Annotated in this window: 30 protein-coding genes and 1 riboswitch; of the genes, 26 read left to right on the top strand and 4 right to left on the bottom strand. The window is 28.2% G+C overall.

Annotation, left to right across the window (positions count from 1 at the left end; genetic code table 11):
• The first annotated feature begins 1 nt into the window (after nt 1).
• Nucleotides 2-682, top strand: a complete 681-nt coding sequence (gene recO, locus ACTTBN_RS02060) for a DNA repair protein RecO (protein ID WP_440680742.1) — start codon at nt 2-4, stop codon at nt 680-682.
• On the opposite strand, the gene hemB is transcribed toward recO, so the two are convergent.
• Nucleotides 683-1,672 (bottom strand): porphobilinogen synthase, encoded by a 990-nt coding sequence (hemB, locus tag ACTTBN_RS02065; protein WP_440680743.1) that lies wholly within the window; start codon nt 1,670-1,672, stop codon nt 683-685.
• Between the two features lie 73 nt (nt 1,673-1,745).
• Between hemB and ACTTBN_RS02070 the strand changes: the two genes are divergently transcribed.
• The 11 genes from ACTTBN_RS02070 to ACTTBN_RS02120 all read left to right on the top strand — a co-directional run bounded on the left by ACTTBN_RS02070 (nt 1,746) and on the right by ACTTBN_RS02120 (nt 11,275).
• Nucleotides 1,746-2,384: an aspartyl/asparaginyl beta-hydroxylase domain-containing protein gene (locus tag ACTTBN_RS02070; protein WP_440680744.1), complete on the top strand. Its 639-nt coding sequence runs from the start codon at nt 1,746-1,748 to the stop codon at nt 2,382-2,384.
• Nucleotide 2,385: 1 nt separating this feature from the next.
• The gene (gene rpiB / locus ACTTBN_RS02075) at nt 2,386-2,811 is read left to right on the top strand and encodes a ribose 5-phosphate isomerase B (RefSeq protein ID WP_075506748.1); all 426 of its coding nucleotides are present in this window, start codon (nt 2,386-2,388) and stop codon (nt 2,809-2,811) included.
• Nucleotides 2,812-2,817: 6 nt separating this feature from the next.
• Nucleotides 2,818-4,125 carry a serine hydroxymethyltransferase gene (gene glyA, locus ACTTBN_RS02080; RefSeq protein WP_440680745.1) on the top strand — a complete coding sequence of 436 codons (1,308 nt, stop codon included), beginning with the start codon at nt 2,818-2,820 and terminating at the stop codon, nt 4,123-4,125.
• Between the two features lie 3 nt (nt 4,126-4,128).
• The gene (nrdR, locus tag ACTTBN_RS02085) at nt 4,129-4,587 is read left to right on the top strand and encodes a transcriptional regulator NrdR (protein ID WP_440680746.1); all 459 of its coding nucleotides are present in this window, start codon (nt 4,129-4,131) and stop codon (nt 4,585-4,587) included.
• The gene (gene ribD, locus ACTTBN_RS02090; protein ID WP_440680747.1) at nt 4,568-5,680 is read left to right on the top strand and encodes a bifunctional diaminohydroxyphosphoribosylaminopyrimidine deaminase/5-amino-6-(5-phosphoribosylamino)uracil reductase RibD; all 1,113 of its coding nucleotides are present in this window, start codon (nt 4,568-4,570) and stop codon (nt 5,678-5,680) included. Before nrdR ends, ribD begins: the two co-directional genes overlap by 20 nt.
• Complete coding sequence (locus ACTTBN_RS02095) at nt 5,673-6,266, top strand: riboflavin synthase (protein WP_440680748.1); 594 nt, start codon at nt 5,673-5,675, stop codon at nt 6,264-6,266. Before ribD ends, ACTTBN_RS02095 begins: the two co-directional genes overlap by 8 nt.
• Nucleotides 6,253-7,353, top strand: coding sequence for a 3,4-dihydroxy-2-butanone-4-phosphate synthase (ribB, locus tag ACTTBN_RS02100; protein ID WP_440680749.1), 1,101 nt, complete (start codon nt 6,253-6,255; stop codon nt 7,351-7,353). The genes ACTTBN_RS02095 and ribB overlap by 14 nt, the downstream gene beginning before the upstream one ends.
• Nucleotides 7,353-7,742, top strand: a complete 390-nt coding sequence (gene ribH / locus ACTTBN_RS02105; protein WP_440680750.1) for a 6,7-dimethyl-8-ribityllumazine synthase — start codon at nt 7,353-7,355, stop codon at nt 7,740-7,742. Before ribB ends, ribH begins: the two co-directional genes overlap by 1 nt.
• Nucleotides 7,739-8,140 carry a transcription antitermination factor NusB gene (locus tag ACTTBN_RS02110; protein ID WP_440680751.1) on the top strand — a complete coding sequence of 134 codons (402 nt, stop codon included), beginning with the start codon at nt 7,739-7,741 and terminating at the stop codon, nt 8,138-8,140. Before ribH ends, ACTTBN_RS02110 begins: the two co-directional genes overlap by 4 nt.
• On the top strand, nt 8,133-9,092 hold the full coding sequence (gene thiL / locus ACTTBN_RS02115; RefSeq protein WP_440680752.1) for a thiamine-phosphate kinase: 960 nt from the start codon (nt 8,133-8,135) through the stop codon (nt 9,090-9,092). Before ACTTBN_RS02110 ends, thiL begins: the two co-directional genes overlap by 8 nt.
• A 77-nt stretch (nt 9,093-9,169) precedes the next feature.
• Entirely contained in the window at nt 9,170-11,275 is a 2,106-nt protein-coding gene (locus ACTTBN_RS02120; RefSeq protein ID WP_440680753.1) for a sodium-translocating pyrophosphatase, read from the top strand.
• On the opposite strand, the gene bamE is transcribed toward ACTTBN_RS02120, so the two are convergent.
• Nucleotides 11,262-11,747: an outer membrane protein assembly factor BamE domain-containing protein gene (gene bamE / locus ACTTBN_RS02125; RefSeq protein WP_440680754.1), complete on the bottom strand. Its 486-nt coding sequence runs from the start codon at nt 11,745-11,747 to the stop codon at nt 11,262-11,264. The two genes, ACTTBN_RS02120 and bamE, sit on opposite strands and share 14 nt — an antisense overlap.
• Between bamE and ACTTBN_RS02130 the strand changes: the two genes are divergently transcribed.
• Genes ACTTBN_RS02130 through ACTTBN_RS02155 form a run of 6 tightly spaced genes read left to right on the top strand, consistent with a single transcriptional unit; the run spans nt 11,746 to nt 14,259 of the window.
• Nucleotides 11,746-12,213 carry a ubiquinol-cytochrome C chaperone family protein gene (locus tag ACTTBN_RS02130; protein ID WP_440680755.1) on the top strand — a complete coding sequence of 156 codons (468 nt, stop codon included), beginning with the start codon at nt 11,746-11,748 and terminating at the stop codon, nt 12,211-12,213. The genes bamE and ACTTBN_RS02130 overlap by 2 nt on opposite strands.
• 2 nt (nt 12,214-12,215) lie before the next feature.
• Entirely contained in the window at nt 12,216-12,398 is a 183-nt protein-coding gene (rpmF, locus tag ACTTBN_RS02135; protein WP_023853776.1) for a 50S ribosomal protein L32, read from the top strand.
• A gap of 13 nt (nt 12,399-12,411) precedes the next feature.
• Nucleotides 12,412-13,416: a phosphate acyltransferase PlsX gene (plsX, locus tag ACTTBN_RS02140; protein ID WP_440680756.1), complete on the top strand. Its 1,005-nt coding sequence runs from the start codon at nt 12,412-12,414 to the stop codon at nt 13,414-13,416.
• Nucleotides 13,413-13,712, top strand: a complete 300-nt coding sequence (locus tag ACTTBN_RS02145; protein WP_440680757.1) for an integration host factor subunit alpha — start codon at nt 13,413-13,415, stop codon at nt 13,710-13,712. Before plsX ends, ACTTBN_RS02145 begins: the two co-directional genes overlap by 4 nt.
• A complete protein-coding gene (locus tag ACTTBN_RS02150) occupies nt 13,705-14,067 on the top strand; it encodes a MerR family transcriptional regulator (RefSeq protein WP_440680758.1) in 363 nt (120 codons plus the stop codon). The genes ACTTBN_RS02145 and ACTTBN_RS02150 overlap by 8 nt, the downstream gene beginning before the upstream one ends.
• Complete coding sequence (locus tag ACTTBN_RS02155; RefSeq protein ID WP_029454666.1) at nt 14,068-14,259, top strand: 50S ribosomal protein L33; 192 nt, start codon at nt 14,068-14,070, stop codon at nt 14,257-14,259.
• Here ACTTBN_RS02155 and ACTTBN_RS02160 read toward each other — a convergent pair whose 3' ends face one another.
• On the bottom strand, nt 14,260-14,550 hold the full coding sequence (locus ACTTBN_RS02160; RefSeq protein ID WP_440680759.1) for a chorismate mutase: 291 nt from the start codon (nt 14,548-14,550) through the stop codon (nt 14,260-14,262).
• Nucleotides 14,551-14,593: 43 nt separating this feature from the next.
• On the opposite strand from ACTTBN_RS02160, the gene ACTTBN_RS02165 reads away from it, so the two are divergent.
• Complete coding sequence (locus ACTTBN_RS02165; RefSeq protein WP_440680760.1) at nt 14,594-15,610, top strand: COX15/CtaA family protein; 1,017 nt, start codon at nt 14,594-14,596, stop codon at nt 15,608-15,610.
• A gap of 36 nt (nt 15,611-15,646) precedes the next feature.
• On the opposite strand, the gene ACTTBN_RS02170 is transcribed toward ACTTBN_RS02165, so the two are convergent.
• Nucleotides 15,647-16,975, bottom strand: coding sequence for an O-acetylhomoserine aminocarboxypropyltransferase/cysteine synthase family protein (locus ACTTBN_RS02170; RefSeq protein ID WP_440680761.1), 1,329 nt, complete (start codon nt 16,973-16,975; stop codon nt 15,647-15,649).
• A gap of 2 nt (nt 16,976-16,977) precedes the next feature.
• A riboswitch (SAM riboswitch) is annotated at nt 16,978-17,044 on the bottom strand.
• 142 nt (nt 17,045-17,186) lie between these two features.
• Between ACTTBN_RS02170 and rplM the strand changes: the two genes are divergently transcribed.
• From rplM to ACTTBN_RS02205, 7 genes are read left to right on the top strand one after another with little or no spacing between them, the layout of a single operon-like run.
• On the top strand, nt 17,187-17,645 hold the full coding sequence (gene rplM / locus ACTTBN_RS02175; protein WP_440680762.1) for a 50S ribosomal protein L13: 459 nt from the start codon (nt 17,187-17,189) through the stop codon (nt 17,643-17,645).
• A 1-nt stretch (nt 17,646) separates the two neighbouring features.
• Nucleotides 17,647-18,084 (top strand): 30S ribosomal protein S9, encoded by a 438-nt coding sequence (gene rpsI, locus ACTTBN_RS02180; protein ID WP_440633395.1) that lies wholly within the window; start codon nt 17,647-17,649, stop codon nt 18,082-18,084.
• A gap of 33 nt (nt 18,085-18,117) precedes the next feature.
• A complete protein-coding gene (gene argC, locus ACTTBN_RS02185) occupies nt 18,118-19,140 on the top strand; it encodes an N-acetyl-gamma-glutamyl-phosphate reductase (RefSeq protein ID WP_440680763.1) in 1,023 nt (340 codons plus the stop codon).
• Nucleotides 19,137-19,361 (top strand): hypothetical protein, encoded by a 225-nt coding sequence (locus ACTTBN_RS02190; RefSeq protein WP_440680764.1) that lies wholly within the window; start codon nt 19,137-19,139, stop codon nt 19,359-19,361. The genes argC and ACTTBN_RS02190 overlap by 4 nt, the downstream gene beginning before the upstream one ends.
• Nucleotides 19,358-20,650 carry a homoserine dehydrogenase gene (locus ACTTBN_RS02195; RefSeq protein ID WP_440680765.1) on the top strand — a complete coding sequence of 431 codons (1,293 nt, stop codon included), beginning with the start codon at nt 19,358-19,360 and terminating at the stop codon, nt 20,648-20,650. Before ACTTBN_RS02190 ends, ACTTBN_RS02195 begins: the two co-directional genes overlap by 4 nt.
• On the top strand, nt 20,650-21,549 hold the full coding sequence (locus ACTTBN_RS02200) for an AEC family transporter (RefSeq protein ID WP_440680766.1): 900 nt from the start codon (nt 20,650-20,652) through the stop codon (nt 21,547-21,549). Before ACTTBN_RS02195 ends, ACTTBN_RS02200 begins: the two co-directional genes overlap by 1 nt.
• A 16-nt stretch (nt 21,550-21,565) precedes the next feature.
• Nucleotides 21,566-22,417 carry a DMT family transporter gene (locus ACTTBN_RS02205; RefSeq protein ID WP_440680767.1) on the top strand — a complete coding sequence of 284 codons (852 nt, stop codon included), beginning with the start codon at nt 21,566-21,568 and terminating at the stop codon, nt 22,415-22,417.
• Nucleotides 22,418-22,474: the final 57 nt, after the last annotated feature.

Genomic DNA, 22,474 nt, shown 5'->3' on the forward strand with positions numbered 1-22,474 from the left:
TATGAATTGGTCTGATGAAGGTTTTTTGTTAAGTAAAAATAGATATAACGAAAACTCCTTGATTGTAGAAATTTTCACCAAAGAAAAAGGCAAAGTATCAGGCATTATATTTGGCGGAACATCAAAAAAAATTAAAAATTATCTACAAATAGGAAATAAATTGCATGTTAATTATAACTCAAAAAATGAAAATAGGATTGGCTATTTTAAAGTTGAAATTTTAAATGCTTACAGTCCTTTGTATTTTGATGATAGGCAAAAATTATCATGCTTAACCTCTGCAATGAATTTGATTAAAATTTTAACAGCAGACGCACAATCAAATGAAAAAGTTTTTTTCATAATTCATAATTTCTTTTTAATTTTACAAGATAAAAATTGGTTAAAAAAATATATTTTTTGGGAATTAGAATTACTCAAAATATTAGGTTATGATTTAGAATTACAAAACTTAGTAGAGAAAGATACTGAAAATAACGAAACAGTTTATTATGTTTCATCATCAAATGAAAAAAAATATGTTCCAAACTTTCTTATTGAAAAAGATAAAGAGGTAAAAGATATTAAAATTTTATTAAAAGGTTTGAAGTTAGTTAATGATTATCTAGATAAAACGATTTTAAAACCAAACAATATTAATTTTCCAAATAATAGATTGTTATTTCTTAATACTTTAAGGTGATTACTTTATTATTTTGTCAATTCGATCAGCGTAATAACTTACAATTGCATTTGCACCAGCTCTTTTGAAAGCCACTAAACTTTCATACACTGCATCTTTATTTACAAGGTTTTTATTAATAGCATTTTCTATTAAACTGTATTCTCCAGATACTTGATAAGCAAAAACTGGGATTTTGAATTTTTCTTTAATTGATTTAATTATATCTAAATATGGCATTCCTGGTTTAACCATAACCATATCAGCTCCTTCTTTTATATCTAAAGCAACTTCTCTCAATGCTTCATCAGAATTTCTAAAATCCATTTGATATGTTTTTTTATCTCCTTTTAATGAACTTTTTGACCCGACGGCATCCCTAAAGGGACCATAAAAGCTGGATGCATATTTTGCTGCATAAGATAAAATCTGAACTTCTTGGAAATTGTTTTGATCGATTGCTTTTCTAATTTTACCAATCCTACCATCCATCATATCTGATGGAGCTAAGACATCGCAACCCATTTCAGCATGAAGTAAAGATTGGTTTATTAAAACTTGAATTGTTTCATCATTTAAAATTTTATCAGATTTGATTAATCCGTCATGTCCATGAGAGGTATAAGGGTCCAATGCAACATCACACATAATTCCAATTTGATTTTTGTATTTTTTTTTAATCATTCTTGATGCTCTACAAACAAGATTATTTTCATTGAGTGCTTCTGATCCAAGTTCATTTTTCAATGATTTTTTTGTATTTGGGAAAAGAGCAACCATTGGAATTCCTTTGCTGATTGCTTTGTCGATAATTTGACTGATTCTATCTACTGAATACCTGTAGACGCCAGGCATCGATTTTATATGTTGTTTTTTATTTACTCCATCAATAAGAAAAATTGGAAGAATAAAATCATTAGGACTTAGGGTATTTTCCTGTATTAGTTTTCTAGTCCAGGAAGATTTTCTGTTTCTTCTTAATCTTAGGCTTGGATATTTTCCTACAATCATGTTTAAATTTACTTTATTAATGCGACAAATGTATTATACAAATATCTCTTAAATTAAGTACAAAACCATTTTTATGAGCATTGATAACACAAAAGTTGTAAACCTAAACCTAAAAAAAGAAGAAAGAATTTTAGATTTTAGTGATTTTCAAAAACAAAACTTGAAATTTGATATAAATAAACTTCAAGAGGCTTATAACCAAATTATTAAGACAAAAAAATTCGAAGATGCTGGGATAACACACTTTGGAGCTATTTCATTAACTCAAATTCCTGGTGATCCTGATTCAATCAAAGGCAATAAAGCTAGAGGTGTTTATTGGACTAAACCTGATAAAACTGGAAAAGAGGTTTCTAGAGATATAGAAATTGATGAAGCAGCTTATTCTGAATTTATAAAAGATTATGAGAATACTTATTTTAAAGAAGTTTATGATGTTTTATCAAGTAAATATAAATTGGGTAGAGTAAGAATTTTATTAAAAGAACCAAGATCAACTTTAAGTTGGCATAGAGATCCAGAACCAAGATTGCATATTCCAATCGTAACTAATCCTGGATGCTTAATGGTTATAGATAATGTTGCAAAACATATGCCTGCAGATGGTTCTGTTTGGGTGACTAATAACACAAAATATCATAATGCATTTAATGGTGGTGAAGAAAATAGAGTCCACCTTGTTGCTTGTGTGCTAGATTATAAATTCAATTAATTTGAAAAAGATATTTATCTCTTCAGATCACGCTGGTTTTAAACTTAAAGAAGCAATTAAAATTTATTTAGAAAAGAAAAAAATTAATTTCCAAGATTTTGGTCCTTCAAATGAGAATAGCGTTGATTACCCAGATTATGCACATAAAGTTGCAAGAAAAGTAAATTCATCTAAAAAAAATATTGGTATTTTGGTATGTGGATCAGGTACTGGAATGAATATTGCAGCAAATAAACATAAAAATGTTAGAGCCGCTCAATGCTTTAATGAAAAATCTACTAAATTATCTAGATTGCATAATGATGCAAATATCATTACATTAGGGTCTAGATTACTAACTAAAAAAAATGCATTAAAATTTATTAGCATTTTTTTAAATACAAAGTTCGAAGGTGGAAGACACTTAAAAAGAGTAAAAAAAATATAATTAATTATGTCTAGTGAAAAAAGTTATTTAAACGATAGTTATAAGAGTTTCTTCGAAGATGGTTTGTCTAGGAAAGACCCTGAATTATATAAAGCTATAAAAGACGAACTCTTAAGACAACAACAACATATAGAATTAATTGCATCAGAAAATATAGTTTCTCAAGCAGTTCTTGAAGCTCAAGGATCAGTTTTAACTAATAAGTATGCCGAAGGATATCCTGGAAAAAGATACTATAATGGTTGCGAACATGTCGATGTTGCAGAAAGTCTTGCAATTGAGAGATTAAAAAAATTATTTAATTGTAAATATGCAAATGCACAACCTCACTCTGGAGCCCAAGCAAATGGAGCTGTATTTTTAGCTTTATTAAATCCTGGAGATACATTTATGGGAATGAGTTTAAATTCAGGTGGACACATAACACACGGATTGAAAATATCTATGTCAGGTAAATGGTTTAACGCTATAGGTTATGACGTTGATAAAGAGTCTGAACTTATTGATTATGATAATGTTGAAAAACTTGCTTTACAGCATAAACCTAAATTAATAATAGCAGGCGGCAGTGCTTATTCTCGAGTAATAGATTTTAAAAGATTTAGAGAAATAGCTGATAAAGTAGGAGCCTATTTAATGGTTGATATGGCACATTTCTCAGGACTTGTGGCTGGTAAAGGTTATCCAAATCCATGTGATTACGCTCATGTTGTAACCTCAACTACACATAAAGTTTTTAGAAGTGCAAGAGGTGGAATAATTTTGTCTAATGACGAGGAGCTTGGTAAAAAGTTTAACACAGCTGTTTTCCCTGGTTATCAAGGTGGACCTTTGATGCATATTATTGCTGCTAAAGCTGCTGGTTTTCTAGAAGCTCTTCAACCAGATTTTCAAGATTATATAAAATCTGTTTTAGCTAATGCAAAAATCTTAGCCGAAACTTTAAAAAACAATGGATTTAAAATTTATTCAGATGGAACTGATACTCATTTAATGCTTGTTGATTTAAGACCTTTTAATGTTAAGGGAAATCTTGCAGCGGAAAGTCTATCAAGAGCCAACATAACATGTAATAAAAATGGAATACCTTTTGATACAGAGAAACCAATGATTACATCGGGAATTAGATTGGGTACTCAAGCAGCCACAACTCGTGGATTTGGTTTAAATGAGTTTAAAACTGTAGGCGAATTGATAACAAAAACTATTAAAGGTTTATCTGAAAACCCAGATGATAATAGCAAAGTTGAAAATGAAGTTAGAAATGAAGTTATTAGTCTAACTTCATCATTTCCAATATATAAAAATTTATAAAGAATGATTTGTCCTTGTGAAAAAAAAGGTGATACTTCAGTTGTAGACTCAAGACCTACAGAGGATGGCACCGCTATAAGAAGACGAAGACTGTGCATTTGCGGAGAAAGATTCACCACTTTTGAAAGAATTCAATTTAGAGAGCTAATGGTAGTTAAGAAAAATGGAAGAAAATCTTCTTTTGACAGAGATAAGTTGTCTAAATCAATTTATATAGCTCTTAAAAAAAGACCTATTGATACAGCAACCGCAGAAAAATTTATTAGTAAAATTTCAAGAGCCTTAGAAGAACTTGGTCAAACAGAAATATCAACTAGTACAATTGGAACAATGGTTATGGAAGGATTAAAAGAGCTTGATCCTGTAGCATACGTGCGTTTTGCTTCCGTTTATAGAAATTTTAGAGAAGAAAAAGACTTTGTGCAATTCGTGGACAGATTAGATGTCTACAAAAAAAGATAAATTTACCAGTAAAGATAAACAATTCATGCAAATTGCCCTTAATTTGGCAATTGCTCGCGAAGGTTTAACCGGCACAAATCCATCTGTTGGATGTGTAATTGTTAAAAATAATAAAATTATATCTATAGGACAGACTTCACATGATGGAAGGCCTCATGCTGAACGAAATGCAATTAAAGACTCTATTGAAAATGTTGCTGGTTCAAAGATGTATGTCACATTAGAACCGTGTTGTCATAAAGGAAAAACACCACCTTGTACAAATTTAATAATTAAATCAAAAATATCAGAAGTTATTTACTCAAATTCTGATATTGACGAACGTGTTAGTGGAAAATCTTTTAAAGTTTTAAAATCAAGTAAAATAAAAGTTAGAAAAAATCTTTTAAAAAAAGAAATCAGTCGGTTTTACTATCCTTATTTTTTTAACAGAAAAAATAAAATACCTTTTGTTACAGGTAAAATTGCAGTTTCAAAGAACAATTTAATTTATAGCAAAGAAAAGCAAAAAATTACTAATATTTATTCTGATAAGTTTTCACATTTTTTAAGATATAAAAATGATACGATATTAATTTCTCACAAAACTTTAAACAAAGATAATCCAAAACTAAATTGTAGACTTAAAAACAAAAATAATTTTTCACCTATAAGAGTCATTTTAGATAATAAGCTAAATTCTAATCCAAACTCTTACTTAATAAAATCTGCAACTAAAATAAAAACAATTATTTTTTATAATGAAGCAACAAAATCAAAAATCTCATTATTTAAATCTAAAAAAGTCTTATTAATAAAATCTAAAATTAATAAAAATAAAGAATTCAATTTAAAAGAAATATTAAAAAAACTTTATTTATTAGGTAGTAGAAATTTATTGGTTGAAGGTGGAGATAAACTTACAAAATCATTCCTATATGATAAAATTTTCAATAAATTTTATTTGTTTAAAAGTTCAAATAATTTGTCTAAAAAAACTGAATTTGTTGAATTTAACAGTTTAAATACTTTAAAATCAAAATATAGATATAAGTCAAAACTAAACCTTAAATTAAAAAAGGATAAAATAGAATTTTATAAAAACTATGTTTAACGGAATTATATATAACCAAGGTATTGTCAAAAGAATTACTAGAAGACCAAAAGGCATCAATATATTTGTTAAAAGTAATTTAAAGGTTTCATCAAAAGATATGGGATTGTCAGTTGCATGTGATGGGGTATGTCTCACACTAATTTCCTATAAGTCAAAAATAATGGAGTTTTATTTATCTAATGAAACTTTGGTTAGATCTAAATTTAAATTTCTTAAAGAAAATGATATTTTGAACTTAGAATTACCTTTGAAATATGGAACTAAAATTTCTGGCCATATTTGTCAGGGTCATGTGGATACGGTTGGAATAGTTAATAGTATTAATAAAATAGATAAATCTTATCTTTTTGATTTTGAGATACCAAAAAAAGAGAGAAAACATTTAATAGAGAAGGCGTCAATATGTGTAAATGGTATCTCTCTTACAATTTCAAAAATTACAAAAAAAGGTTTTCAAATTTGGATTATTCCCCATACTTATAAAGAGACCAATTTATCTACTTTAAAAAAATCTAGTTTGGTAAATATTGAGATTGATATCTTGTCTAAATATGTAAGAAATTATTTTAATGACAAAAAATAATTTTGCATCAATAGAAACTATCATCAGTATTGCCAGAAAAGGTGGAATGTTTATTTTAGTTGATGATGAAAAAAGAGAAAATGAAGGCGATTTAGTAATATCCACATCAGATACTAATTCAAAAAACATAAATTTTATGGCCAAGTTTGGCAGAGGTTTAATTTGTTTAGCTCTAGATAGTGTTCAGGCAAAAAAGTTAAACCTTTCATTAATGTCACCAATTAATCAATCAAGGAATAAAACTGCATTTACCATTTCTATCGAAGCTAAAAAGGGAATTACAACAGGAATTTCAGCGAAGGATAGAGCCAAAACAATTAAAGTTGCCTCAAAGAAAAATGCTAACAAAAATGATATTGTATCTCCTGGTCATGTTTTTCCTATAATAGCAAAAGATGGAGGTGTTCTTGTTAGAGCTGGTCACACTGAAGCTTCGGTTGATATTTCAAAATTAGCAAAAAAAAATAATTCAGCTGTGATTTGTGAAATCATGAATGAAGATGGCACAATGGCAAAAGGGAGAGATTTATTTAATTTTGCAAATAAACATAAACTTAAAATTGGTAAGATTGAAGATTTGATTGCTTATAGACTTAAAAAAGAAAAACTAATAAAATTAAAAAAACAAAGTTCAATTATAGTCAAAGATCAAAAGTATAATATTCGAATTTACGAAAATTTAATTGATGGAGCTGAACATTTTGCTTTAATTAAAGGGAAGATTAAAAAAGGTATCACTCCAAGAGTAAGGGTAATTTCTTCGAATGTTGTTAAAAATTATTTAATAAATCAACAATTGCCAAACTCATTTAACAAAACTTTAAATTATTTTAAAAAATATACAAATTGTGTTTTGGTATTTATTAAAGACTCTAATTTAAAATCTGTAACCCAAACTCTAAAAGATTATAAAAATAAAAATTTTTATAAAAAAGGGAATGATAAATTAATTAGAAATTATGGAATTGGAGCACAAATAATAAAAGATTTAAAAATAAAAAACATGATATTAATAACAAAATCTCCAAAAAAAGTTATTGGTTTGGATGGATATGGTATAAAAATTACCAAACAAGAATTAATCTAATGAAGAAAAAAATTTTAATTGTTATAGCTGATTATTACAAAGATATTGCTGATGGTTTGCTTAAAAGTGCTTTAAAATTAATCTCAAAAAAAAATAATATAAAAATTATTAACGTTCCTGGAGCTTTTGAAATACCGGTAACTATTTCTAAAAATATAAAAAAGTTTGATGCTTTTTTAGCCCTTGGTTGCGTAATTAAAGGTCAAACTCCTCACTTTGATTTTATTTCTCAAGCGGCTACCAATGGCATAATGGAGCTATCAATCTCTAGCAAAAAACCAATTGGAAATGGAATAATTACCTGTCTAAATATGTCTCAAGCTAAAGCGAGAAAGAAAAAAGGTGCAGAAGCAGCGGAAGCAGTAATTTCTGTTTTGTCTCAAAAATGAGAACACATTTTAATCCAAAAAATAACCCAAGAGTAATTATAATACAAAAACTGTACGGTAAATTTTATAATGAAGATGATGAATTAAATTTTCCCAAACATAGATTTAAAAAATTTATAAAAGATATAGTTTTAGGAACAATCGAAAGAAATGATTTAATTTTAGATGAGTTGAAAAATAAACTAGGTGATGAATTTATTTTTGAAAATTTAGATAAAGTTTTTCAAACTATTTTAAAAGCTGCAACTTATGAATTAATGTATAAACCAAATTTATCTTTAAATATAATTATTAAAGAGTACTTAAATTCTTCAAATTATTTCTTAGAAAATTCGCAAACAAAGTACCTAAATGCTTTACTAGATAATATTGGGAAAAAATTAAGAACAAATGCATGAATTTGAATTAATTAACAATTATTTTTCTGGTATTTCAAAAAAAAATAAAGCAGCTTTAAATTTAAATGATGATGTTTTTTACGATAAAAAAAAAGGATTAATTGTTTCAGTAGATACATACAATTTAGGAACACATTTCATTGATTTTACAAAACCTGATTTAGTTATTAAAAAAATTATAAGATCCTCCATTTCAGACTTAATTTGTAAAGGAGTTGAACCTAAATATTATTTTATTGCTGGATCTGGTAACAAAAAAAACTTTACAAAAAGTAATCTTAAAAAAATATCTAAATCTTTAAAAGAAGAGCAAAAAAAATATAATTTATCTTTAGGAGGCGGAGATACAGTTTTCTCTAATAAACTTAGTTTTACAATTACTTCAATTGGATTTTCTAATAAAATAATTTTTAGGAATCAATGTACAGTCAATGATGATATTTATGTTACAGGAAATTTAGGAGACAGCTTTGTTGGACTTCAGATTTTAAAAAATAAAATAAAACTAAATAAACATAAATCTAAATATTTCATTAACAAATATTATATGCCTGATATCCAAAATAAATTAACTAAAAAACTATTTTCTTTTGCAACTAGCTCAATGGATATATCTGATGGGTTAATTGTAGACTTAAATAAATTAATAAACAAACAAGATGTTTCTTTTAAAATTTATGAGAAACTTATCCCTGTATCAAGAAACCTTGCTTATTTAGTCAGTGATAAAAATTATAAAAAAATAGACTTAGTTTCCAACGGTGATGATTATCAAATTTTGTTTACAGCTAGACCTAATAAAGCCAGAATCATAGATAAGTTAAGTAAATCTCTTGGAGTGAAAATTTCTAAAATTGGTTCTATTTTATCTGGAAAAAACATGTCTTTGATTTTTGATCAAAAAGGTAGGGAAATCGCCAATAATACAAGAGGTTATATCCATCAATTTTGAAGTTAATTATTGTCTTTTTTGACTTTTTTTGTATTGTCCGGGCTTAAAAAATTAACAACCAACAACTTAAGGGTTATATGAGCGCAACTGTTGAAACTATTTTATTGTACACAATCGGAGCTGGTTTTTTGTCCATCGTATATGGATTTCTAACTGGTAAGAATATTTTAAATTCAAGTGCTGGAAATGCAAAAATGCAGGATATTGCATCTGCAATTCAAATTGGAGCGAAAGCGTATCTAGCTAGACAATACAAAACAATTGCAATTGTTGGTGCAGCTGTTTTGGTTATAGTTAGTATTGCGTTTAGTCCACTAGTCGGACTTGGTTATCTAATTGGTGCAACATTATCTGGTATTGCAGGTTATGTAGGTATGTTAGTTTCTGTTGAGGCTAACGTTAGAACTGCTGAAGCTTCAAGAAAAGGTCTAGCTCAAGGTCTATCTGTTGCATTTAAATCAGGTGCTGTAACTGGTATGTTGGTTGCTGGTTTAGCTTTGTTGTCAATAGCAGTTTATTATTTTTTATTATTGAAATATGAAGTTGATGAAAGAGAGATTGTAAACGCTCTTGTTGCTCTAGGTTTTGGAGCTTCTTTAATTTCAATTTTTGCAAGACTAGGTGGTGGTATTTTTACTAAAGGCGCAGATGTTGGAGCTGACCTTGTTGGTAAAGTCGAAGCTGGAATTCCAGAAGATGATCCAAGAAACCCAGCTGTTATTGCAGATAACGTAGGTGATAATGTTGGAGATTGTGCTGGTATGGCTGCTGACTTATTTGAGACTTACGCTGTAACAATTGTTGCTACAATGGTTTTATCATCAATATTTTTTGTTGGTGACCTTAATATGATGATTTATCCTTTAACTATTGGAGCTGCTTGTTTATTAACGTCTATAGTAGGAACATTCTTTGTTAAACTTGGAAAAGACAAAAATGTTATGAATGCTTTATACAAAGGTTTTATTGTATCTGCTATAGCATCTTTAGTTATTCTTTGGCCAGTAACGGATCACGTAATTGGTTTTTCAAATGAATACACTGTTGCCGGTAAAACTTTTAATGGAATGAATTTATATTATTGTGGCGTAATAGGATTAGTTATAACTGGATTATTAATTTGGATCACTGAATATTACACTGGAACAAGTTATAGACCAGTTAAATCAGTTGCTTTATCATCTACTACTGGTCATGGAACAAATGTTATTCAGGGATTAGCTGTTTCAATGGAAGCTACTGCGGTGCCAGCACTAATAATTGTAGCAGGAATTCTAATTACAAATTCCATTGCTGGATTATTTGGAATTGCAATTGCTGTAACAACGATGTTAGCTTTAGCTGGAATGGTTGTTGCTTTAGATGCTTATGGTCCTGTAACAGATAATGCAGGTGGGATAGCTGAAATGTCCAACTTGGATAAAAAAGTAAGAAAAACAACTGATGCTTTAGATGCTGTTGGTAACACAACTAAAGCTGTAACAAAAGGTTATGCAATTGGTTCAGCTGGTTTAGGAGCGTTAGTTTTATTTGCTGCCTATACTGAAGATATTAAACATTTTTCAAAGGAAGCAGGATCTGCTTTAGAAGGTATTGTTGTAACATTTGATTTATCTAACCCTTATGTTGTAGTCGGATTATTAATTGGAGGAATGTTACCTTATTTGTTTGGTTCAATGGGTATGCAAGCTGTTGGTAGAGCAGGTGGTGCTGTTGTTGTTGAAGTTAGAAGACAATTCAAAAAGTTTCCAGGTATTATGAAAAAAACACAGAAACCTGATTATGCAAAATTAGTGGATTTATTAACTGTTGCTGCAATTAAAGAAATGATCATTCCCTCGTTGCTACCAGTATTATCTCCTGTTGTTTTGTATTTTATAATTTTAGGCATAGGTGGACAAGTTGCTGCTTTAGCTGCTGTAGGTGCAATGCTTCTAGGTGTTATTATAACAGGACTATTCGTTGCTGTATCAATGACAGCAGGTGGTGGTGCTTGGGATAATGCTAAAAAATATATCGAAGACGGTAATCATGGCGGCAAAGGTTCTGAGGCACATAAAGCTGCTGTGACTGGTGATACAGTTGGTGATCCTTACAAAGATACAGCAGGTCCTGCAGTTAACCCAATGATTAAGATTACAAACATTGTTGCTCTGCTTTTATTAGCAGTTATCGCTGGTTAATTTTTTTCTGATTATTGACCCTTTTATTAAGAGGGTCATTAATTTTTTGTCTTAAGCTGGAAAAAAAATTATAAATGAATGTGTTTTTTTTAAAATCGTTACCAGTAATGTTTTTTGCAATTTTTAAATTATTCATATCATCTTTATTATATAAATCTTTTTTTTTTAATAAGCCGTATTTATCAATTTCAAGAACTAACACATTGTTTTCATAAATTTTCATTCTTCCAAGATTTTTAAGTTTTGATTGAGTTTGCTTTCTCTCAATATATATCCATATGTCATTATTAAATTTACTTTTAGTTGAAGGACTACCTAAGGCTTTAATAATATCATTTTTATTTGTTTTATTTACAATTAAAGACTCTTGTCTTTTTTCTAACATAGGAACACCATGATGTTTTACAACAGTTTTTATTGAGCAATTTGAAACTATAAAAGAAAATAAAATTATATATAATAAATTTTTCATGAACCAAAAATATTTAAATATTTATAATAATTTAATTAATTTAACTAGAAATAAAGATTTATATAAAAATTTAAATAGAGATGATAATTTTTCTGATCGATTAACACTTTTTTTACTACATTTTTCATTTTTTTTGAAAAATTTTAAAAATGAGGAAAATAAAGAAATTTTACAAGAAATTTATGATTTTAATTTTAGACAATTAGAGCTAAGTATTCGAGAAATAGGTTACGGCGATCAATCAATTAATAAGAAAATGAAGGCTTATATAAATCTTTTTCATTCAATGGTTTCGGAAATACATTTTTGGGACACATTAAATAAAAACGAAAAATTAAATAAAATTTCTTTATTTTTGAGTGAATTTCAAAATATTGAACATTTACTTGAGTATTTTGATGAATTTAATGAAAATTTATCAAAAAAAAATTTGAATTATTATTTAAAAAGTGTAATTAACCCATAATTATGGCTGTACCAAAACGTAAACAAACCCCATCCAGAACTGGAATGAGACGGGCACAAACTATGAAATTTTCAACTAAGAATATAGTTGAAGATAAAAAATCTGGTGAGTATAGACTATCACATCACCTAGACCTTAAAACTGGTATGTACAAGGGCAGACAAGTTTTAGACCCAAAAGAATAATATATTAATTAAAATGTCTGAAAAAATTAAAATTGCAGTTGATGCAATGGGAGGGGATGGTTCTCCTAAAAAAACAATTGATGGTATCATACTAAATCATCAATTAAATAAAGATGTATTCTATAAAATTTTTGGTGATGAAAAATTAATATTACCTCTGCTAAAAGGTAAAATAAAAAATGAATTCTATGAAATTATTCATACTGCAAATTCAATTAAAAGTACTGATAGTCCTTTAGAAGGAGCCAAGAGAGGTAAAGACACGAGTATGTGGCTTGCTGTACAAAGTGTAAAGGATCATCAAGCTGATATAGTTATATCTGCAGGAAATACTGGTGCATTATTAGTTGTATCGAAATTAAATCTTAAAATGATTGAAAGCATAGATAAACCTGCTTTATCAGCTTTGTGGCCAAATAAAAAGGGAATGAGTGTTGTGCTAGATTTAGGTGCAAATATTGAATGTAGTTCAAAAAATCTAAAAGATTTTTCTATTATGGGAGCTGCTCTTTATAACTCTTTATTTCCAAATAATAAGGCAAATGTAGCTTTATTAAATATTGGCTCTGAGGAATTAAAGGGAAATGAAACTATAAAAGAGACTTATCAATTACTTAATGAAAAAAAATCTGAAAATTACAATTTTTCTGGATACATAGAAGGAAACCACATAATGGATGGTGACGTAAATGTAATCGTTTCTGATGGGTTCACTGGAAATGTAGCACTTAAGACTGCTGAAGGAACAGCTAATTTTATAGTAAGTGAATTAAAAAGTACAATGACAAGTTCTATTTTAGGAAAAATATCTTCTTTATTAAATATATCGAATTTAAATAAGTTTAAGAAAAGATTAGATCCAAGATTATATAACGGAGCTATATTTATTGGTCTAGATTCTCCTGTTGTTAAAAGCCATGGAGGTACTGATTTTGTTGGCTTTTCAAATTCACTAGATGTTTGTCATAGAATTGTAAAAGGTAATTTGATAGAAAAGATCAAAAAGAATCTGATATGAGAATAAATTTAACTAAGAAAGATTTAGTTAATTTAATTTATATGCAGCTTGGTTTTTCTAAGCAAATTTCAGATAATTTGATTGAGGATTTTTTATCAACAATTACAGAAAATATTATATCTGAAAAAAAACTTAAATTATCAAAATTCGGCACTTTTTCAGTAAGACAAAAAAAATCAAGAATAGGAAGAAATCCAAAAACTAAAGAAACAAAAATGATTTCAAGCAGAGATGTAGTTTTATTTAAACCTTCAAAAGAATTTAAGGACTTTATTAACAATAAAAACAATGGATAAAGCAGATCAAGCCTACAAAACTATAGGTGAAGTTGCACAAATTTTAGGTTTAAAAGTAAATAAAAAAGGTATTTTGCCAACACACATAATAAGATTTTGGGAAACACAATTTAAACAATTAAAACCAAAAATCCTGAACTCTAATAGAAGATATTATGATGAAAAAAATATAGACCTTCTAAAAAAAATTAAATTTTTACTCAAAGAGCAAGGTATGACAATCAATGGGGTAAAAAAACTCCTAGATAATGAAGATACTTTAAAGCTTGACGAAATGGCAGATAAATCTATAAAAGCTGAAAAATTGAAAAATAAATTAACTAAGATTTCTGAAATTTTAAAAACATTAAAATAAATGGCAAAAAAAACCCACGTAAAAGTTAGATTAGTACCTGAGGCCAAACCCGACAGTTCTTTTTTTTATTATGTAAAAAAACCTGCTGGTGGTGAAAAGGCAAAAGTTAAGTTATCTGCTAAAAAATACAATCCAGATACACGAAAGCATGAAATGTTTGTGGAAAAAAAACTCCCACCACATAGCAAATAACTATTTTTTTTTAAAATTTCTTCTTTCGTAATCAATATAAGACCAGATCATATTTTTCCATATTCGATTAGTAATCCTAGGATCAATTCTCTGTTTAATAGATTTTGCTTTAATATTCTTTAATATGATGTTGATTCTTTTTTTATCTACTATTTCTTTTTTAAATTCTTTTAGCTTTAAAACTTCTTCAACTAATTTTGTTCTTTTTTTTATGAGAGATAATAACTTATTATCTAATTTGTCTAATTTAACTCTTATTAAATCTAGTTTTTTTTTATTATTTGGCGACATTTAATTTATTGGAATAGTTAATAATTATTATATTTATCTGAGCATGTACAGTGAGAATAATCATTTGAATTATCAGCTTAAATTGTGGATGCTATCACTATTAGTTTTGGTTTCTTTAATTATATTAGTGGGTGGTTTAACAAGATTAACAGACTCTGGTCTATCTATTACCACGTGGGAATTATTTGTTGGTTTTTTTCCACCTTTTTCAAATGAAAAATGGTTAGAGTATTTTAATTTATATAAAACGATACCTGAGTACACCCAACAAAACTACAACATGACTTTAGATGACTTTAAAGTAATATTTTGGTGGGAGTGGGGACATAGACAGTTGGGAAGAATAATAGGTTTAACGGTGTTGCTCCCAATGATCTATTTTTCAATCAAGCATGGATTTTGGATTATTAAAAAATATGGAATTATTTTTTTACTAGTTTGTTTTCAAGGATTTTTGGGTTGGTACATGGTATCAAGTGGATTAGTTGAAAGAATTGATGTTAGTCATTATAGATTAGCAATACATTTGGTTACAGCCTTTATAATTTTATCAATTGTGTATTGGCAATTTTTAAAATTGTCATCTTCTTTAAACAAAATAGTTGTTAATGATTTTTTTATTCTAAAAATATTTTTATTTTTATTATTTCTGCAACTAATTATAGGAGCTTTTGTATCTGGTATGGATGCTGGTAAAATTTATAACACATGGCCACTAATGGGAGTTAATTATTTTCCAGACGATAGTAGTTTTAAAGAATTTTTAAATTTAAAAGTTTTTGATAATCCATCGATTGTTCAATTTATTCATCGAAATTTGGCATACATAATCTTCGTAATTTATGCTTTAATTCTCTTCAAAATAATAAATTCAGGAAATAAAAATTTATTTAAACCAATTGCAATAATTGGCTTTAGTTTGTTACTTCAAATTATTCTTGGTGTGATAACTATTTTATCTGGAGTAAAAATGTTATTTGCATCTTTACACCAGATAAATTCTATTTTGGTAATACTTTCAACTTTGTATCTTGTATTTAGTTCTCAATACAAAAGATAAATTAACTAGTTTCTATTTGTAGACATAATAATAAAACTAACTAACTGCTTTTAAATTACCTTTTGATGACTTATCTAAAGCTTGATCTAAATCATCAATGATATCATCAATATGTTCTAAACCAATACAAAGTCTAACATACCCAGGGGTTACACCAGAAGCAGCTAATTCATCTTCATTTAATTGACTATGAGTAGTTGTTGCTGGATGTATTGCTAAACTTCTAGCATCACCTATATTTGCAACGTGATAAAACATTTTTAAAGCCTCAATGAACTTTTTACCAGCCTCGATACCACCAGCTAATTCAATACCAACTAAAGCACCATTACCATTCTTTAGATATTTTTTTGCTCTGTTTGATATCTCCTCATTATGTTCAGTAGCATAAATTACTCTCTCAACAGCTTTATGATTTTTTAAGTACCCAACCACTTTTGCAGCATTATCACAATGTTGTTTCATTCTTAAAGCAACTGTTTCAAGTCCTTGTATAACACCAAATGCATTATCTGGAGAAAGTGCTGATCCTAAATCTCTTAACAAGGTTACCCTTGCTCGTACTGCAAAGGCAACATTTGCACCTGTTAATTCAGGCACAGCTTTACCCCAAACAAGACCTCCATAACTTGCATCTGGTTCATTAAATAGTGGCTGTCTTTTTGGATCTGCTGTCCAATCAAAATTTCCACCATCTACCAGTGCGCCTCCAACTACTGTTCCATGACCTGCTATATATTTTGTTAAAGAATAAACAACCACAGCAGCACCATGTTCAATTGGTTTACAAATTACAGGGGCAGCAGTGTTATCCAAGATTAATGGAATGTTATATTTTCTACCAATATTTGAAACTTCTTTAATTGGAAAAACTCTTAAATATGGGTTTGGCAATGTCTCTCCATAAAAAGCTCTAGTTTTATCGTCTATTGCTTTTTCAAAGTTTTTTGGATCAGAAGGATCTGCATATCTTACTTCTATACCAAGCTTACTTAAAGTATGTGTAAACAACGAAACTGTTCCACCATATAGATCTGTTGAACTGACAATATTGTCTCCAGCTTGAGCAACGTTTAATATCGCAAAAGTAGAAGCAGTTTGACCAGAAGCTACAGTTAAACTTGCAAGACCACTTTCAAGAGCAGCGATTCTCTTTTCTAACACATCGTTAGTTGGATTCATTATTCGTGTATAGATGTTTCCAAACTCTTTTAACGCAAATAAATTAGCTGCATGTTCAGTGTTATTAAATTGATACGAGGTTGTTCTATAAATTGGAACTGCTACCGAATTTGTAGCTGGATCACTTCTGTAATCTCCACCATGTATCGCAATAGTTTCTGGATTATTTCTTTTTGTACTCATTTTTACTCCTTTTTTAGTGCTTTTGCTTTCTGCAAGGCGCACAATACAGTTCAAATGCCTACCGATTTTTAATTTTATGAAAATTCCATTTTAGCAGTTTTATGCCCGCAATAGGATCAAATCGGCAGGAGTTTTCTAGCATATTAATTACGTTTTACAAGCTAAATATAAAATTGACTTTGAATAATTTAATAGTATTAATCCTCGCACAATGACAAAATTCACAAAAAAAGATCAAGTTACATCATCTTGGTACGAGATAGATGCAAAAAATGCCGTTGTTGGAAGATTAGCAACTGTTGTATCTAATATAATTAGAGGTAAAAATAAAACTACTTACACACCTCATATGGATGATGGTGATTTTGTAGTCGTAAAAAATATTGAACAAGCAAAATTTACTGGTAAAAAATTTCAAAATAAAAAGTACTATAGACATACAGGTCACCCTGGTGGAATAAAAGTTACAACTCCAGAAAAACTTCATGAAAAAAAACCTGGAGAAACTTTAAAACTAGCAGTTAAAAGAATGTTGCCCGGTGGAGTTTTGGGTAGAAAACAATTAACAAAATTAAAAATTTATTCTGGAAGTGACCATCCTCATGCTGCACAAAATCCAAAAATTATAGAATTAGATAAACTAAACAATAAAAACATTGCAAGAAATTAATATGGAAAACGTACAATCAAACATAAAAACTCCAAAATTAAAGTTAGATTTTAAAGATAGTAAGTACGCGACAGGTAGAAGAAAAACTTCAATAGCGAAAGTTTGGTTAAAAAAAGGTTCTGGTAAAATTTATGTAAATGGCAAATTATATAATGAATATTTTGCTGATGAAATTCATAAAATGCAAATTACAAGACCTTTTGAGATTATAAATCAAGCTACAGATTATGATGTTAGATGTAGCGTAAAAGGTGGTGGACCTACAGGTCAAGCCGGAGCAATGGTTCATGGTATTTCAAAAGCTTTAGTTCTTTTTGATGAAAATCTAAAAACAACATTGAAAACTGAGAAACTTACAACCAGAGACTCAAGAGCCGTTGAGAGAAAAAAACCTGGTAGAAGAAAAGCTAGAAGAAGCTTCCAGTTTTCTAAAAGATAATTTTTTTTACAATTTAAACTGCTATAATAAAAAATGCCTAAGCTTAATGCATTAGTTGCCGGATCTACAGGATATATTGGCGTTCAATTAATCAAGTTATTAATTAGCCACAAATATATTAATATTAGATATTTATGTGGAAATTCGTCTGTTGGAAAAAATATTTCTTATTATGATAAATCTCTGTCCAAAAAAAAATTACCTAAAATCGTAAAATTTAATCCTAAATTGTTAAATGGTATTGATGTTGTCTTTACAGCTCTACCAAATGGTGAAGCTCAAGATATAGCAAAAAAACTTAATGATAATATTACTCTAATTGATTTAGCAGCAGATTTTAGATTAAAAAAAGCTAATGATTATTTAAAATGGTATAAACAAAAACATCGAGCCCCAAAACTACAGAAGAAAAGCATTTATTGTTTGCCAGAAATAAATCGTGATGAATTAAAAAATCACAATATTATTTCATGTCCAGGATGTTACCCAACATCAATATTATTACCTCTTGTTCCACTAATTAAAAAAAAATTAGTTAAATTAGATAATATAATTATTGATTCAAAATCTGGATATTCTGGTGCCGGTAGAGGAGTTCATAAAAAATATAAAGATAAGAATTTATACGAGTCTTTAAGTGCTTATGGTGTTGGTTTTCATAGACATAATTCTGAAATTCATCAATTTTTAAGCAAATTTACAAATAAAAATTTTCAATTTAGTTTTACTCCACATTTATCTCCAATGTTTAGAGGTATATTAAGTACAATTTATCTAGATTTAGAAAAAAATATAAATCAATCAAAAATTATCAAAACACTTGAGATGTTTTATAAGGGAGAAAATTTTGTTAAAATATTAGACTCTGATAAACTCTTGAGCACAAATGATGTTATCAATACAAACAATTGCTTTATCACAGTGTGTAAATCAAAATATAAAAATAAAATAATCATTATTTCTGCAATAGATAATTTAATAAAAGGTGGAGCAGGTCAGGCTGTTCAAAATTTAAATAATAAATTTAATTTTCCCGAAAGAACTGCTTTAAAATGAAATATTTGTTAATTATTTTTCTAATTTTTTTATGTAGTTGTTCTTTAAATAAAGATTCTCAGTATTGGACAGAACATCCTGCCGAAAATAAAAAAAATAAAAAAAAAATAACTGAAATACTTAAAAAGTCAGACGATATAACAAAAATGACATTAGAAGAATATGAGATTTATATAGATGACTATACTAAAAAAAGTAAATATCCAGATATAAGCAAATGAATAATATAGTGAATGTTGCAGTTGTTGGACTTGGTCAAGTTGGTAATTATTTATTTAATGAACTTATTGTTAAAAAAAAAGATATTGAAATTAAAACAGGCAAAAGAGTTAATGTAGTAGCTATTTCTGCAAAAAATATAAATAAAAAAAGAAAATATAAAATTAATAGAAAAATTTTTTATAAAAATCCTTTTGAAATTTTTAAAAAAGAAAAAGTTGATATATTATTTGAAGTAATTGGACAATCTGATGGAGTTTCTAAAAAATTAGTTGAAACTGCTTTAAAGAATAAAATTCATGTAATTACACCAAACAAAGCTTTAATTTCAAAACATGGAAACAATTTAGCAAAACTAGCTGAAAAAAATAATGTCAATTTAGAATTCGAAGCATCTGTTGCTGGCGGGATACCGATATTGAGATCTATTAAAGAAGGATTAGCTACTAATAAATTATCTAAAGTTTATGGAATTTTAAATGGTACTTCAAATTATATATTATCAGAGATGGAAAATTCTGAGCAAAATTTTGTAGATGTTTTGAAAAAAGCTCAACTGCTTGGATATGCAGAACCTGGTAATCCTAAATTAGATTTAAATGGTTTTGACGCATTTGCAAAAGTAAGAATTTTATCTGCTTTGGCTTTTAATAGTAAAATATCAAATAAAAAATGTTTAATGGAAGGAATAGAAAAGATTGATTTAAAAGATATTAAAATTGCAAATCAATTAGACTTAAGAATTAAACTACTGGGTATCTCTGAACTCAAAAATAATCAACTTTTTGAAACTGTTCATCCATGTCTTGTGAGTAAAAAATCGTATATTGGTAATGTAAATGGAGTAATGAATGCTGTGATCCTTAATGGTAAACCAGTGGGAGAAAGTGTATTACAAGGGGAGGGTGCTGGACCAGGTCCTACTTCATCATCTTTATTATCTGATTTATTATCTATTTTAAGAGGAAACATCAAAAAGCCATTTGGTGTAAGTGTAAATAAGCTAAAAACTTTAAAGACTTACAATGTAAATAATTATATTAATTCTTTATATTTAAGATTTGAAGTTAAAGATAAACCAGGCGTTTTATCCCAAATAACCAATCGTTTAGCTAAATATAAAATTTCTGTCAAAAGATTAATTCAAACTCCAGATAAAAAAAATAATAAAGCTACAATTGTAATAGTTACTCATAAAACCACAGAATTAAATTGTAATAGCTGTTTATCTATATTTAAAAAAAATAAGAATATCTTAAAATCACCTACGTTAATTAGATTGCTTGATTAATGGAAATTTATTTCAAGCTTTTTGAAGTTTTATTTCCTGTATTTTTTATCATTGCTATTGGCTATTATCTTGGAAAAAAAAACCCAAAGTTAGATACAGATTTTATTACAAATTTTGCTGGGAATATTGGTAGTCCAGCAATGGTATTTTATGCAATAACAACCACAGGCATTTCATTTAACATTTTTGTAGAATATTTTTGGTATTCATTAATTCTTATAATTGGCTTTAGTTTTATAGGAATAATTTTTTTAAAATTTCTTAAAAAAGACATTGTAACAGAACTACCTCCTTTTATTTTACCTAATACAGGTAATATGGGGTTACCTTTGTGTTTATTTGCTTATGGAAATCAAGGTTTGGGCATTGCTGCAACAATTTCCTCTTTAGTAATTCTTTTCCATTTTACTTTGGGTGTTTTTTTGGCAAGTAAAAAATTAGAACTTAGTTTACTTTTAAGAAGTCCACCTGTTTATGCAATAATAATATCAGTCTTATTTTTATTTTTTGAAATTGAAGTTCCTGTATTTTTGGTCAACACAACCATGATGCTAACTTATGCTGCAATTTTTTTAATATTAATGTCTTTAGGTATAGCATTAACAAGATTTAAGGTTTTTTCATTCAAATCAGCTTTTATTTCATCAATTGGAAGAGTAATTATTGGTCCTGTAATTGGTTTTATATTAATTAAATATTTTAATCTATCTGGATTTGCTGCAGGTGTATTATTAATTCAATGTTCAATGCCAAGTGCTGTTTTAACTTACTTGGTTGGCTCAATGTATTCTCCAAAAGAAGTTGTTGATAGCATAGCAAGTATGATTGTCGTATCAACTATAATGTCATTTATAACAGTTCCTATAACAATATTCTTTGCTTTAAAATATTTCTATTAAAGGATATCCTTCTATTATGAAGGCTATAATTTTAAATGCATCTGCTTGGATGATTGTTCCAGTGATGGATGCTTTTGCTAAATATTTAAGCTCATCAATGGATGTTTTGCAAATAACGTGGGCCAGATATTTTTTTACTGTAGTCTTTACCTTGTCGTTAATGCTTATTTTTTATAGACAATCACTTGTTTGGACCAAAAAACCAGGTCTTCAACTAATAAGAGGATTGATATTTGTTTTTTCTACATATTTATTCTTTTATGCGATTTCTGAAATTTCGCTCCCTAAAGCCTTAACATTAGCATTTGTAGCTCCAATTTGTGTAACAGCTTTATCTCCATTTTTTTTAAATGAGAAAGTAGGGGTTAAGAGGTGGACCGCTGTTTCTTTGGGATTTATTGGAACTTTGATTGTTATTAGGCCAGGTTTTATTGAGCTTAATTTTGCTACTTTAGCTGCTTTAGGAAATGGAATTTGTTATGGATTTTACCTTATTATAACTAGAAAACTAAGTACTTCAGATAACCCTCTTTTAACGCTTTTGATTTCAGGTTTAATTGGAACAGTCATTATTAGCTTATTTATGCCTTCTGTATGGATAAATCCTACTACAAATCAGTGGATTTTAATGGCTTTAATCGGCCTTATAGCCTCTGTAGCCCATCTTTTCCTAATTTTATCACTTAAATATGCTGATGCATCTAAATTAGCTCCTTTGGGCTATACGGAAATCATAACCAACATATTAATTAGCTATTATTTCTTTCATGAATTACCTGATAATTGGACTTACTTAGGTCTTTTTATAATTGTCTTAAGCGGTCTCTATATAACGAGAAGAGAGTACATTTTAAAAACAAGTAATTAATAGTAATTATTTATATACTAATTATTAATGTTTAACATTAATATATTACATTAAATT

This window comes from Candidatus Pelagibacter sp. HIMB1623 (assembly GCF_052047695.1).
Taxonomy (GTDB): Bacteria; Pseudomonadota; Alphaproteobacteria; order Pelagibacterales; family Pelagibacteraceae; genus Pelagibacter.